12 protein-coding genes are annotated in these 12,625 nt (G+C 69.6%); 5 read left to right on the top strand and 7 right to left on the bottom strand.

Annotation, left to right across the window (positions count from 1 at the left end; all coding sequences use genetic code 11):
* Positions 1–28: 28 nt before the first annotated feature.
* From ACFWFI_RS12490 to ACFWFI_RS12470, 5 genes are all read right to left on the bottom strand, one after another.
* Positions 29–1,273 carry a metal-dependent hydrolase family protein gene (locus ACFWFI_RS12490; RefSeq protein WP_387388361.1) on the bottom strand — a complete coding sequence of 415 codons (1,245 nt, stop codon included), beginning with the start codon at positions 1,271–1,273 and terminating at the stop codon, positions 29–31.
* A gap of 77 nt (positions 1,274–1,350) precedes the next feature.
* Complete coding sequence (locus tag ACFWFI_RS12485; RefSeq protein ID WP_387388359.1) at positions 1,351–2,661, bottom strand: MFS transporter; 1,311 nt, start codon at positions 2,659–2,661, stop codon at positions 1,351–1,353.
* An 82-nt stretch (positions 2,662–2,743) separates the two neighbouring features.
* Complete coding sequence (locus ACFWFI_RS12480) at positions 2,744–3,433, bottom strand: aspartate/glutamate racemase family protein (RefSeq protein ID WP_387388357.1); 690 nt, start codon at positions 3,431–3,433, stop codon at positions 2,744–2,746.
* Between the two features lie 24 nt (positions 3,434–3,457).
* On the bottom strand, positions 3,458–4,651 hold the full coding sequence (locus ACFWFI_RS12475) for an acyl-CoA dehydrogenase family protein (RefSeq protein ID WP_387388355.1): 1,194 nt from the start codon (positions 4,649–4,651) through the stop codon (positions 3,458–3,460).
* 31 nt (positions 4,652–4,682) lie between these two features.
* Positions 4,683–6,248, bottom strand: a complete 1,566-nt coding sequence (locus ACFWFI_RS12470; RefSeq protein WP_387388352.1) for a class I adenylate-forming enzyme family protein — start codon at positions 6,246–6,248, stop codon at positions 4,683–4,685.
* 147 nt (positions 6,249–6,395) lie between these two features.
* Here ACFWFI_RS12470 and ACFWFI_RS12465 point away from each other — a divergent pair, with 147 nt between their 5' ends.
* Positions 6,396–6,995, top strand: coding sequence for a TetR/AcrR family transcriptional regulator (locus ACFWFI_RS12465; RefSeq protein WP_387388349.1), 600 nt, complete (start codon positions 6,396–6,398; stop codon positions 6,993–6,995).
* Between the two features lie 274 nt (positions 6,996–7,269).
* Here ACFWFI_RS12465 and ACFWFI_RS12460 read toward each other — a convergent pair whose 3' ends face one another.
* Positions 7,270–7,920: a nitroreductase family protein gene (locus ACFWFI_RS12460; protein WP_387388347.1), complete on the bottom strand. Its 651-nt coding sequence runs from the start codon at positions 7,918–7,920 to the stop codon at positions 7,270–7,272.
* Between the two features lie 97 nt (positions 7,921–8,017).
* Between ACFWFI_RS12460 and ACFWFI_RS12455 the strand changes: the two genes are divergently transcribed.
* Positions 8,018–8,689 carry an IclR family transcriptional regulator gene (locus tag ACFWFI_RS12455; protein WP_387388344.1) on the top strand — a complete coding sequence of 224 codons (672 nt, stop codon included), beginning with the start codon at positions 8,018–8,020 and terminating at the stop codon, positions 8,687–8,689.
* A 72-nt stretch (positions 8,690–8,761) separates the two neighbouring features.
* Here the strand turns inward: ACFWFI_RS12455 and ACFWFI_RS12450 are convergent, their stop codons facing one another.
* On the bottom strand, positions 8,762–9,439 hold the full coding sequence (locus ACFWFI_RS12450) for a TetR/AcrR family transcriptional regulator (RefSeq protein ID WP_387388342.1): 678 nt from the start codon (positions 9,437–9,439) through the stop codon (positions 8,762–8,764).
* A gap of 134 nt (positions 9,440–9,573) precedes the next feature.
* Here ACFWFI_RS12450 and ACFWFI_RS12445 point away from each other — a divergent pair, with 134 nt between their 5' ends.
* From ACFWFI_RS12445 to ACFWFI_RS12435, 3 genes are read left to right on the top strand one after another with little or no spacing between them, the layout of a single operon-like run.
* Complete coding sequence (locus ACFWFI_RS12445; RefSeq protein WP_387388340.1) at positions 9,574–10,776, top strand: acyl-CoA dehydrogenase family protein; 1,203 nt, start codon at positions 9,574–9,576, stop codon at positions 10,774–10,776.
* Positions 10,773–11,810, top strand: coding sequence for a phosphotransferase family protein (locus tag ACFWFI_RS12440; protein ID WP_387388337.1), 1,038 nt, complete (start codon positions 10,773–10,775; stop codon positions 11,808–11,810). Before ACFWFI_RS12445 ends, ACFWFI_RS12440 begins: the two co-directional genes overlap by 4 nt.
* 29 nt (positions 11,811–11,839) lie before the next feature.
* A complete protein-coding gene (locus ACFWFI_RS12435; RefSeq protein WP_387388334.1) occupies positions 11,840–12,598 on the top strand; it encodes an SDR family NAD(P)-dependent oxidoreductase in 759 nt (252 codons plus the stop codon).
* The last annotated feature ends 27 nt before the right edge of the window (positions 12,599–12,625 follow it).

Raw genomic sequence — 12,625 nt, 5'->3', positions numbered from 1 at the left:
GGCGCGTTCTCCGGTGTGCTTCGCAGGGTCAGTGGCCGAGGGTGTTCTTGAAGACTTCGCCGTCCTTGACGACCACGGGGATGTTCGTGGCGTCGCCCAGTGCATGAATGTCGGCGAGCGGGTCGCAGGCTGCTATGACGAGGTCGGCGCGCTTGCCGGCTTCGAGGGTCCCGATCTCGCGCGAGAGGCCGAGGAGTTCGGCGGCGACCGATGTACCGGCGAGGATCGCGTCCATGGGTGCCATGCCGTGGTCGGCGAGGTGGCCGAGCTCTCGGAGGTTGTTTCCGTGTGCGGCGATACCGCAGTCCGTGCCCATGGCGATCTTCACGCCGCGCTCGATGGCCCGGGGAACCGAGGCGAGGGCGTGTCCCTGCCACTGCTTCTTCTTCGCCAGGGTCCACGGCGGTGTGGTGGCCGGGTCGAAGGTGTGGGTGGCGGTGGAGAGGGTGGGCACGAGGTAGGTTCCCTGGGCGAGCATGAGGTCGATGATCTCGTCGTCGAGCTGGTAGCCGTGCTCGATGCTGTCGACGCCTGCGCGCAGGGCGTTGAGGATTCCGCCGCGGCCCTGCGCGTGGGCGGCGACCCGTTTGCCGCGGTGGGCACGGGCCACCCCGACGATGGCCCGGATCTCCTCTTCGGTGAAGCCCTCGTCGTCCGGTTGGTCGGTGGGGCTGCCGACCCCTCCGGTGGCCGCGATCTTGATGAGGTCGGCGCCCTGCCGGAGGAGGTTTCGTGCCTCGCGGCGGCATTCGGCCACACCGTCCGCGATACGGCTGACGGAGGCTTCGACCGGACCGTTGTCGTCCGGCATCCGGAAGTCGCCGTGGCCGCCGGTGGTCGACATCATGGCCACGGCCACCCGCAGACGCGGTCCCGCGACGAGGCCGCGGTCGACCGCCTGTTTGAAGCCCGCGTCGAGTCCCGCCAGGTCGCGGGCCGTTGTCACGCCCGACATCAACGTGACGAGGAGCCTCGGGGTGGTGAGATACGTGCGCAGGGAGGCCGGCATCGCGGCGAGTGCTACGCGGCTCATCTCGCCGCCGGGTGCGGCGAGGTGCACATGGCAGTCGATGAAGCCGGGCAGGATCGTGCCGTCCTGGGCGTCGATCACAGCCGCTCCTGCCGGGGGCCGGGGCGCGTCGGTCTCCGGGCCCGCCCAGGCGATGCGGCCGTCGACGACGTGGACCGTGGCGCCCGGTACGGGCGCGGTGCCGGTGCCGTCGATGAGCACGCCGTTGCGGATGACGAGGTCGTGCGAGGTCTTGTCGTTCATCGGGACCAGAACTTCCTTCGGTGCGCTGTGCGAGTAGTCGGACGGGTTGTCGGAGCGTGGAGTCGCAGGGACGGCGGTCAGGGGCCGAGGCTGCTGGTCAGCGGCTTCGCGATGGCGGTTCTGTCCCGGGCGTAGGGCCGGTACAGGGCTGCTGAGGCCAGCCCGTTGGCGGCGGTAAGCAGGACGGTGACGGCCAGCAGGGCCCTCTGCAGCCCGATGGTGTCGCCGAGGTGTCCGACGAGCAGCGCGTACCCGGCATAGGCGAGGGCTTCGACGGTCGTGACGGATACCGCGAAGGCGAGGGCGCGCAGTTCGGGACGGACGACCGCCATGATGAGCGGGCGGTTGACGACCGGGACCTGGCCCTGGAGAAGGCCGAGAAGCGCGAAGAGCACGGCGTAGACCGCGATGCCGCCGCCCCAGTCCACCTGTGTGGTCACGAACGCGACAACGGAGAAGGCGAGTTGGCCGGCCTGAAGCATGACGATCCGTCCACTGCGGGGCCGGAGTCGGTGCACGCGGTCGTTGACCCTGCCACCGAGGACGGTGCCGGTGAGGTAGCCGACAGCAAACGGAAGGGCGACGATCGAGGCGGTCGCTGTGGAGAAGCCGCGTTCCTCGACCAGGAAGACCACGCCGAAACTCATGATGACGTTCTGGCCGGAGCAGAGTCGCTGCACGAGGATCAGGCGGAAGGTCCCGGTGGCGAGCAGTTCCCGCAGACCGCTGCGCACGGATCGGGCTTTGCTCTCGATGGCGTCGAGAGCGGGGCGAATCTCGTCCTCGGCCGGGTCGGGGTCGTCCAGCAGCATCAGGATGAGCAGACCGACCACCAGGCATATCGTGCCCGAGGCGATGTATCCGTAACGCCATCCGTCGGCGCTGTGGGAGAGCAGGCCGAAGAGCGGTGCGCTCAAGCCCGCGATGAGGGCGACGCCTCCGTACAGGAGTCCGGTCGCGCCGCCGCGACGGCTGTCGCCGTAGATGTCTCCGAGAATCTCCAGCGCGATGGGGCCGGCACCGGCGAAGCCCGCTGCCGCGATGGCGTAGAGGAGGACGAACTGTGTGAAGGAGGTGGAGAAGCCGGCGGCAATGACCCAGATGCCCCAGAAACCGGAGCAGGTGGCCAGGACCACCTTGCGCGAGTACCTGCGAGCGAGGAGGACCCAGGGGATGCCGGAGACCATACCGACCACCTTGCCCACCGCGACGATGGTGCCCAGGGCAGACGAAGTGAGCCCCATGGCCTCACGCATGAGGGGAAACAAGACGGTCACCACGCTGCTCTCGGCGTTGTCCATCGCCGTGGACGCGGTCAGCAAAGTGAGGTTCTTCCTGCGTTTGCCTCGGCCGGGCGGGGAGGACGCGGCAGCTGTGTCCGTGGTCATGGGATCCCTCTCGATGAATGCAGCCGTTGTCAGGCCGGCGAGCTGGTGAGGGTGGACGGGAGATGCTTCACGAACCGTGATTTCAAGGGGTGGCCGCCCGCGCCAGGACTGCACGGGCGTAGAGGTCACCGACGTCATGGCCACCTGGCGGAAGGTCCGCCTGCAGCGGAGACAGATCCGTGCAACCGATGACGAAGGCGTCCCCGGCCGCTGCCCAGGGAGCGGCCGCGAGGGTACGGAACCGCACCCGGGCCGCATGGGTTCGGCCCGCCTTGACCAGCGTCACGCACTCCTGGATTCGCGCCTGGACGTGCTGGTCCGGGTAGACGGGGGTCAGGCCGGCAGCGGTCAGAGCCTGGTGGAGACCGCCCGCTCCGCGGGTGCCGTCGGTGACGGCGAGAGCGGGTCGTTGTACGCCGGCGGCGCACAGTTGCTCGACCACCGCCGTCAGCATGTCGACCACCGGGATGGCGACCGCCTCCGCGATCTCGTCGAGGAAGGCCTGGGTCGTGAGGGACGGAACTGCGATCACCTCGGACCCGGCCCGCTCGAGCCGTCGGGCGACGCGTTGAAGTGCCGGGACGGGGCTGGGTCCGCCCTCCAACAGGTGAGCGAGTCTGCTGGGAACGTCCGGGCTCGACAGCAGCATCACTTCGGGGTGCCCGCTGTCGCTGTCGGCCTTGGTCAGTCCGACGAGGCGGGCGTAGAAATGCGCGCAGGCCAGGGGACCCAGACCGCCGACGATGCCGACCTTCTTCCACCGGGTGGGCATGGCGGGACATCCTTTCGGAGGGTGTCAGGCAAGGAAGGCGAGGCTGTGCGCGATGCCGTTGCGCTGGATCTCGGATGTGCCGGTGAGGATGCGGAACATGCGGATCTTTCGGAAGAGGTACTCGATCTCGTTGCCCTGGGTGAGTCCTTCCTTGCCGTGGATCTGTACGGCTTCGTCGAGGATGCGGAAGGCGGACTCGGCGACGAACAACTTGCACATGAAGGCTTCGGTACGGACATCCGCGCCGCGGTCGAGGGCCGCGAGCGCGGCGTACGTCATGGAGCGGGCGGCGTAGAGCTCGGTGGCCATGTCGGCGACCTTGTGCTGGATGGCCTGGAGCATCAGCAGCGGCTGGCCGGCGACCTTGCGGTGGCGGGTGCGCTGCAGGGTGAGATCGAGGGCCCGCCGGGTCGCGCCGAGGGCGGTCGGGCAGTGCAGGAGTCGGTTGACGGTGACCCTGCCGAGGGCGATCCGCATGCCCTTGCCCTCCTCCCCCAGCAGGTTCTCCGCGGGGATACGGCAGTTCTCCAGGACGATGTCGCTCTCGATGTGCTCGCCCGACATGGGCGTCGCCCCGTCCTCGACCCGGCAGCCGGGGCTGTCCAGGTCGACGAGGAAGGCCGAGAAGAGCGGTTTGTCGCCCTCGGTCTCGCCTGTGCCTGCCATGCGGGCGACGACGATGGCGAAGTCCGCGAAGGGGCCGGCGGAGGAGAAGACCTTGTGGCCGTCGAGGAGGTAGCTGTCGCCGTCGCGTCGGGCGGTGGTTCGCATGGACCGGACGTCGGAGCCGGCGTCGGTCTCGGTGAGCGAGAAGCAGCAGGCGCGTTCGCCGCGGACCACGGGGAGGAAGTGGGTCTTCAGCTGCTGTTCGGTGGCGTGCCGCAGGATGTCTCCGGCTCGCAGGGGGCCGCCCATGTCGCCGAGCACGCTGTGGCCCAGGACCCGGCCGCCGGCCCCGATCTCCTCCTTGAGGGCGGCGAGTTGGGTGTAGGTGAGGTTCTGGCCGCCGTGTTCCTCAGGAAGGTGGATGCCGTAGAAGCCGAGTTCGCGGCTGCGCTGCCAGACGGGTTCCAGGTCGGCGCGGGTGAGCCTGGTGGCGGGGGTGATGCCGCGGTCGCGCTCGTAGTCGGCGAGCTCGCCTTCCAGGTAGTTGCGGAGTTTGTCGACGAGGGCGGCAAGGTGCGGGTCGTCGTAGGTGGGGCGCAGGGAAAACGTCACGGGGGTTTCTCCTCGGTCCGGGGGCGGCGGGTCAGTTCACGCGGCGGGCGGCGCCTGCCCAGAACGGTTCGCGAACGGCCCTGCGGTCGAGCTTGCCGTTGCGGTTGTGGGGCAGTTCGGCCACGAAGTCCACGGTCCGGGGCTTCTTGAGGCGGTCCAGTCGCTGCGCGCAGAACTCGATCAGCTCTTCCTCGCTCGCGCCTCGGCCTTCGTGCGGCACGACGACGGCTTTCACCGCTTCGCCCCACCTCTCGTCGGGGATGCCGATGACGCATGCCTCCCGGACAGCGGGGTGTTCGTACAGGGCGCCCTCGACCTCGGTGCAGTAGATGTTGAAGCCACCCGAAATGATCATGTCCTTCTTGCGGTCGACGATGAAGAGGAAGCCGTCCTCGCGCATCCAGGCCAGGTCACCGGTGTGGACCCAGCCGCCCCGGAAGGCCTCGGCCGACAGCTCCGGCTCCTGCCAGTACTCGCGGACGCAGTCGGGACCGCGGACGATCACCTCGCCGACGGCGCGCGGTGCGAGTTCCTGGCCGGCCTCGTCGACGACCCGTATCTCGGTGTCGTACGAGGCCCGGCCGCACGACTGGAGCAGCTCGGGGTCGTCGGTGACGGCCCGGGCGATCTCGGCGCCGGTCAGTCCCGCGACGACGCTGGTGGTCTCGCCCAGGCCGTATCCCTGCGCGACGATCGGGCCGAACAGGGCGACGGCGTCCCTCAGCCGCTGGGGCGATACGGGGGCGCCGCCGATACGGACGCTGGTCAGGCTCGACAGGTCGCGATCTGCCACTCCGGGGTGGGCCAGCACCATGTTGAGCATGGCCGGTACCAGGAAGGTGGCGGTGATGCGCTCCTTCTCGACCGCGTCCAGGAACGCCTCGGCGCTCCAGGTCGGCAGGACGTAGGTGGTCGAACCTCCGAAGACGCCGGCCAGCAGGCCCATTCCGGTGGCGTGGGTGATGGGGCCACAAGCGAGATACCGGGTGCCGGGCCGCGGCCGCGACTCGTCGCTCATCAGTTGCTTGCGCATGTTCGCCAGCCGGTTCCCGACGGTCTGCACGGCCGCCTTGAGGGCGCCGGTGGAACCGGAGGTGAAGTTCAGGACCGCAGGGGTGTCCTCGGTGATCTCGACCGCAACCGGAGCAGGGGCGCCCTCGGACAGCAGATCGGCGTAGGTCAGGACGGCCTGGTCGGTGGCCGGAGCGGCATCGATCAGTACCGGTACGCAGTCCGTCCCCGCCTCCGCGATCGCGGCCAGCGCGTCCTCGCGGTGCGCGGCGTCGAAGATCAGCATCCGCACCGGGGCATAGCGCAGGATGTGGGCGATCTCCCCGCGGCCGAGTCGCGCGTTGATCGGCGCCCGCATCAGCCCCGCCTTGTAGAGGGCGAACTCGACCTCCACCAGCTCACCCCGGTTCCAGGCGAGGGAGGCGACCGCGTCGCCGGGGCGCAGGCCGCGGGAGATCAGTGCGGAAGCCAGGCGATTGGCAGCGTGGTCGAACTGTTCGAAGGTCCAGGCGCGGTCTCCGCAGACGAGTGCGCTCTCGTCGGGCCAGTAGCGGGCGCTGCGGGTGAGATAGGTGCCGAGGTTCATGGACGTACTCCAGAGCCGGGAACAGCACGCCTCCACCAGTTGGAGACACGCTGAATGTTTCCGAACAGCTTGTTCGGTAACGTGTGAAGTGTCAAGAGTCGCCTAGACTCATCCGCGATCACCGGCGCAGAGCGACGAGGGGGACCAATGGCTGAGGACAGGCGCACACGGCGCACCCGCAGGGCCTTGAACACGGCTCTGGTGGAGCTGGTGCTGGAGCGCGGTTTCAGCTCGCTCACGGTGGAGGACATCACCGAGCGCGCCGACGTCGGCCGGGCCACGTTCTACAGCCACTTCCGGGACAAGGAGGATCTCTTCGCACGGGTGACGGGAAACCTCCTGGACGAGCTCGCCGAGCGGCTGCGCCCCGCGATGGCAGACAGCCCGGTCGGCTTCACCGGCAAGCCCGTCCTGGAGATGCTGCGGCACGCCCGCGACGAGCGCGACGTCTACCGGATCGTTCTGCGCGGCGAAGGCGACGGCAAGCCGCTCCAGATGTTCATGGACACCCTCGCGCAAGCGACCGCCGAGGAGTTCCGGGACCGCGCAGAACGAAACGCGGTCGAGCCGAGAATCGACCCCGGTCTCCTCGCCCGCGTCTGGGTGGGCGAACAGATCGCCGTCCTGCGATGGTGGGCGGAGCAGGAGACACCGCCGATTCCGGCCGAAGACGTCGTACGCATGCTGCTCGACCTGGGCCTGCACGGCCGGTATTGGGCCAGCGGCTTCGACGCACCGACCTCCTGAAGAAGCGCAGGTGCGGGTCTCCCTCGCTGCCGGCACCCGATGGCAGAACCACCACCCGGGCAGCCGACAGATCGTGCATTCGACGGCAGTGAACGCCTTCACACCCGATTGCTGCGGCTGATCGCCGCGCTCCGCCATGAGGAGTACACGCACACCCAGGTACTCCGGCCTCAGGCCTGAGAGGGCATCCGATCAACGTCCGTACCGCTGTGACGGGGAAGTCCGTTTCGATGCGCCCGGTAGCCAAGTAGAGGGCTACAGCCTGCCGGACCGCTCACCAGCGGTCCCAGTGCAGGACCTGCTCGCGCGGGATCCGTCGGGCGGGGCGGAAGTTGGTGCCGACGGTGTACGCGACCGGGATGAAGGCGGCCTGCATGACCTCCGCGTACGGAATGCCGAGCGCCTCCGCGAACTCCCGCTCCAGCGGCAGGTTTCCGGTCGTCCACACGGTGCCGAGGCCGCGCTCGCGGGCGGCCAGCATGAAGCTCCACGCGGCGGGCAGGATCGACCCCCAGGTGCCGGCCTGGTGGGTGACGGAGAGGCCCTCGGTGCGCCCCTCGACGCAGGGGATGACGTAGGCGGGTACCTCGTGCAGATGCCGGTACAGGTGCTCGACGCCCGTGTACACCCGCTGCATCACGCCCGGCGCGACCTCGGCCCGGCGCACGTCCCGGTCGGGCAGCGGCTGGTGGGCCTCCGGGACCCCCGGACTCGCCCGCCACAGGTCGGCGAGGACGGCCCGGCGGACCGGGTCGGTGACGATGACGAAGTGCCAGCGCTGCCGGTTGCGGCCGGTGGGCGCCTGGACGGCGAGGTCGACGCACTCCTCCAGGAGTGCACGGGGCACCGGCCGGGTGAGGTCGAGCCGGTGGCGGACAGCCCGGGTGGTGGAGAGCAGGGTGTCGGAAGCGAGACCGAGGTTCATGCGTTGAGCTTCGTACGGACCGAACGGGGGCGGGAAGTCCCGGCTTCCATTGAGTGGAACCCGACGAAAAGACAGGGGCAGGGAGTTGGGCGAGAGCGTGGCAGGACGGCTCTTTTCAGTGCTGGACGCCTTCGAGGGCGGCGGTCCGGCGGCGCTGCGGCTCACCGACATCGCGGCCCGCACGGGGCTCCCGGCGCCGACGGCGTTGCGCCTGGTGCGGGAGCTGGTGGCGTGGGGCGGTCTGGAGCGGGGCGCGGACGGCAGGTACCGGCTCGGGCTCCGGCTTCGGGTGCTCGGCGCGGCGGCGCCCTGCCCGCGCGGACTCCTCGACGCGGCGCTCCCGGCGCTGCGGGCGCTGGGCACCCGCACCGGCGGTCACCCGGATCTGGCGGTGCTCTCCGCCCCGTCGGCCGACGGGGTGCTGTGCCTGGTGAGCGGGGAGCGGCCACCGCCGCACGCGACGGCGTACGGGAAGGTGCTGCTCGCCATCCCGCCGGCGGAACTGCCCCGGCACACCCGGCACACTGTGACCTCCCCGGGTGTCCTCTCCGGCCAGCTCGCCCGGATCCGGGCAGCGGGTCTCGCGGTCTGCGCCGAGGAATTCCGGCTGGGCGAGGTGTCGGTGGCCGCTCCGGTGCGGGGCCCGGTGGGGACGATCGCCGCGCTGGGCGTAACCGTCCCCACCGGCGTACCCCTGGACCGGGTGGTGGCGGCGGTCCGGGCGGCGGCTACGCAGGTACGGCCTCCGAAGCCGTCACCGTCACCATGACGACTGCCTCCAGGAGCTTGACCCGGACCAAGTCGTCAGGGGCCTTCGACCTCCGCCGTGGCGTCGTCTTCGTCATCCGAGAGGCAAGTCATGTTCCTGGGGCGCGGGGCCCGGATGCCGCGCGCCCACGATGCGCAGTGCGGTGTCGCCGTAGTGATAGGCGAGTTGGTCAACGGAGAACTCGCCGCCCTCGTGGAACCAGCTGGACACACCGATACCCATGTCGAGGATCGAGTACGAGGCAATTCTGGCCGACCGCACGCAGAAGGCGCCCTCGGCCACACCCCGCTCGATGAGTTCGCGAAAGCGGCGCTCGTAGTCGCTTCGGCGGCTGAGCACCCGGTCCTGGTCGGCCTGCTCCAGGCTGCCGATTTCGCGGTTGCCGACGAAGGCTTCCAGACGATGGCGCGCGTGGTAGCGGATGTGCGCCTCAGTGGAGCGGCGCAACTGCTCGCGCACGTCGTCGGTACCGGCGACGGCCGCCGCATTGTCCGCGATGAGCTGGTCCATCGTGTCGATCATGATCTCGGCCAGCAACTCGTGCTTGGACGCCACGTGTTTGTAGAGGCTCGGGCCACGGATACCGACCGCGGCTCCGATGTCGGTCATCGTGGTGGACCGGTACCCCTGTGAGGCGAAGAGCCGGAGCGCGGCCTGCCGGATCGCCGACCTTCGGTCGACGGTGGGTGCGCCCTCCGGCCGCGTGGGCCGGTGCGCCCGCTCGTACGGTCCGCCCTGCGCTGTACTCACGTGGACTCCTGAAGCTATCAATGATTAGCCGGAAATGTGCCCCATGGAACAGTCACTATAGCCCGCAGTCTTGACACGTTCATCCCTCAACCCTTGTGATGGCTAATGGTCATTAGCCTAGCTCTGGAGTGAACGTGTCCATCGGGTTCGAGATCGACGAGAGGGTCGCCGGCATCGCCCGGCGCACCACAGACTTCGTACGGGATGTAGTGCTCCCGGAAGAGCAGGCGTGCGACGGGAACGTCCATGCCGGACCGGAGCCGCTCCGCCACCGACTCCAGGAAGCGGCTCGTGCCGCAGGGCTGCTCGGCCCGCATGTCGGCGTGGAGTGGGGTGGACTGGGGCTGGATCTCTGCGGGCAGGCGGTGGTGTTCGAAGCGGCCGGGTACTCGCTCCTCGGACCGCTCGCGCTCAACTGCGCGGCACCCGACGAAGGCAACATGCACCTGCTCGAAGTGGTGGCCACCGAAGAGCAGCAGGCTCGGTATCTGCGCCCGCTGGCCGCCGGTGAGGTGCGCTCCTGCTTCGCGATGACCGAGCCGGCTCCCGGCGCGGGATCCGACCCGCGTGCGCTGGCCACGACCGCGACGAGGATCGAGGGCGGCTGGCGGATCGACGGTCACAAGTGGTTCATCAGCGGGGCGGACGGCGCCGCGTTCGCGATCTGCATGGCCCGCACCAGCGGCAGCCCCGGTGACGCGGGCGGCGCGACGATGTTCCTCGTCGACGCCGACAACCCGGGCATGAAGATCGTCCGGAACATCGACACCTTGGACCAGGGCCTGTTCGGCGGTCACAGCGAGATCGTCTTCGCGGGCTGCGAGGTCGCCGACAGCGCCGTGCTGGGCGCCGTGGACCAGGGCTTCACCTACGCCCAGGTGCGCCTGGGACCCGCGCGAATGACGCACTGCATGCGCTGGCTCGGGGTGGCGCGGCGCGCGCAGGACATCGCCCTGGAACGGGCGGCCGGCCGCTCGGCCTTCGGCCAACCGCTGGCCGAGCTGGGCATGGTGCAGCAGATGCTCGCCGACTCGGAGATCGACATCGAGACCAGCCGGGCGGTGCTGTGGCGTGCCTGCTGGGAACTGGACCAAGGGCGCTCGGCCGCCCAGCACACCTCGATCGCCAAGACGTATGTCTCCGAAGCGGTGAACCGCGTCGTGGACCGGGCCGTACAGGTGTGCGGCGCCCTGGGCATTTCGGCGGACGCCCCACTGTCGCGGCTGTACCGGGAGGTGCGTCCGTTCCGCATCTATGACGGGCCCTCCGAGACCCACCGCTGGGCGATCGCCAAGCGCGCGGTGCGGGCGGCGAACGAGCGGCGGGCCGCATCGTGACCACGCCCGAGACGTCGGAATCGGATGTGGTCGGCGTCGATGTTCCCGCTCTTCAGCGCTACTTCCTGCGCCATGCCCCTGGGTGCACGGGCCCGTTGAGTCTGGAACTGCTGCACGGCGGGCGCTCCAATCTCACCTACGCCGTGACCGATGGGCCGCACCGCTGGGTGCTGCGCCGGCCGCCGCTGGGGGTGCTGACACCGACCGCGCACGACATGGATCGCGAATACCGCGTCGTCGCAGCGCTCGGCGGCACGGGGGTCCCCGTCGCCCGAGCCGTGTTGTCCTGCCGGGACCCCGAAGTGATCGGAGCACCCTTCTGCGTCGTCGACTACGTGGAGGGAGCGGTCCTGCGTGACGGTGACGAGGCCGCCGCCCTGCCAGCCGCCGACGTCCGGGGTGCAGCGGAAGCACTTGTGGACGCTCTGGTCGCACTGCACTCGGTCGACGCCGACGCAGTCGGGCTCGGCGACTTCGGCCGCCCCCAGGGCTATCTCGAACGCCAGGTGCGACGCTGGCGCGGCCAGTGGGACAAAGTCGCCACGCGGGCGCTTCCCGGCCTCGACGTACTGCACGGCCGACTCGCCCGCGCGGTGCCCACGAGCGGCGCCGCGGCGATCGTCCACGGCGACTACCGTCTGGACAACACCATCCTGGCGCCCGGCGACCTTGGGCGGATCGCGGCGATCGTCGACTGGGAGATGGCCACGCTCGGCGATCCCCTCGCCGACCTCGGGATGCTGCTCATGTACTGGGACCCGACGTGCGAACCGGTCCTCGGGGCACGCCACGTCCCGACGGCCAATCCCGGTTTCCCCTCGGGGCACGAACTCGCCGAGCGATACGCCGCGAAATCCGGCCGGGACCTCACAGACCTGGCCTTCTACCAGGCCCTCGGCTGCTTCAAACTCGCCGTCATCGCGGAGGGCATCCACGCCCGCTACCTCGCCGGACAGACCGTGGGCGCCGGATTCGAGCGAGTCGGCACCGCAGTGCCCGCCTTGCTGCACTCAGGCCTGGAACTGCTGCCGTGACCGCTGACGCACGCAACGAAGGAGATTTCATGCAGGACCGACTGTCCGGACAGATCGCGCTGGTCACCGGTGCGACAGGCGGCATAGGCAGTGCTGTCTCGCGTCGCCTGGCCGCCGAGGGCGCCACGGTGGTGGTGACCGACGTGGATGCCCGCCGCTGCGAGGAGCTGGTGAAGGAGCTGACAGCCGACGGTGCGCGGGCCCTGAGCCACCCTCTCGACGTGAGCGACGAACAGGCCTGGAGCGACGCGGTCGAGCGGGTGGTCACCGACCTCGGCGGTCTGTCCGTGCTGGTCAACAACGCGGGCATCGCGGAGATGCGGACCGTGGAAACGGAGACGCAGGAGTCCTGGGACAGGGTCATCTCGGTCACCCAGGGCGGTGTCTGGCTCGGCATGAAGCATGGCGGGCCCGCGATCGAACGCTCCGGTGGTGGCTCGATCATCAACGTCGCGTCGATCTTCGGAACGGTCGGCGGCTTCGGAAGCCAGTTCTCGTACCACGCCGCGAAGGGCGCGGTTCGGCTGATGACGAAGAACGCCGCGCTGCATTGGGCCCCGCGCGGCATCCGCGTCAATTCGATCCACCCCGGCTTCATCGAGACGCACCTCTCCCGCGAGTTGTGGAAGGGCACGCCCCGGCACACCGCGATGGTCGAGGGCACCCCCATGGGCCGGTTGGGCAGGCCCGACGAGGTCGCGGGAGCGGTGGCATTTCTCGCTTCGGACGACTCCAGTTTCGTCACGGGGTCCGAGCTGTACGTGGACGGCGGCTGGACGGCGCGCTGACGACAGGAATGGGGGGCGCGGCAGTTT

This window comes from Streptomyces sp. NPDC060209, from assembly GCF_042728155.1.
Taxonomy (GTDB): domain Bacteria; phylum Actinomycetota; class Actinomycetes; order Streptomycetales; family Streptomycetaceae; genus Streptomyces.
The sequence above is the reverse complement of the archived record's forward strand: the minus strand, read 5'-3'. Positions and strand labels throughout refer to the sequence as shown.

What these genes read in the sequence shown, in the direction of transcription:
- ACFWFI_RS12490 (WP_387388361.1), bottom strand. Translation starts at nt 1,273, where the DNA reads ATGAACGACAAGACCTCGCACGACCTCGTCATCCGCAACGGCGTGCTC.
- ACFWFI_RS12485 (WP_387388359.1), bottom strand. Translation starts at nt 2,661, where the DNA reads ATGACCACGGACACAGCTGCCGCGTCCTCCCCGCCCGGCCGAGGCAAA.
- ACFWFI_RS12480 (WP_387388357.1), bottom strand. Translation starts at nt 3,433, where the DNA reads ATGCCCACCCGGTGGAAGAAGGTCGGCATCGTCGGCGGTCTGGGTCCC.
- ACFWFI_RS12470 (WP_387388352.1), bottom strand. Translation starts at nt 6,248, where the DNA reads ATGAACCTCGGCACCTATCTCACCCGCAGCGCCCGCTACTGGCCCGAC.
- ACFWFI_RS12465 (WP_387388349.1), top strand. Translation starts at nt 6,396, where the DNA reads ATGGCTGAGGACAGGCGCACACGGCGCACCCGCAGGGCCTTGAACACG.
- ACFWFI_RS12460 (WP_387388347.1), bottom strand. Translation starts at nt 7,920, where the DNA reads ATGAACCTCGGTCTCGCTTCCGACACCCTGCTCTCCACCACCCGGGCT.
- ACFWFI_RS12435 (WP_387388334.1), top strand. Translation starts at nt 11,840, where the DNA reads ATGCAGGACCGACTGTCCGGACAGATCGCGCTGGTCACCGGTGCGACA.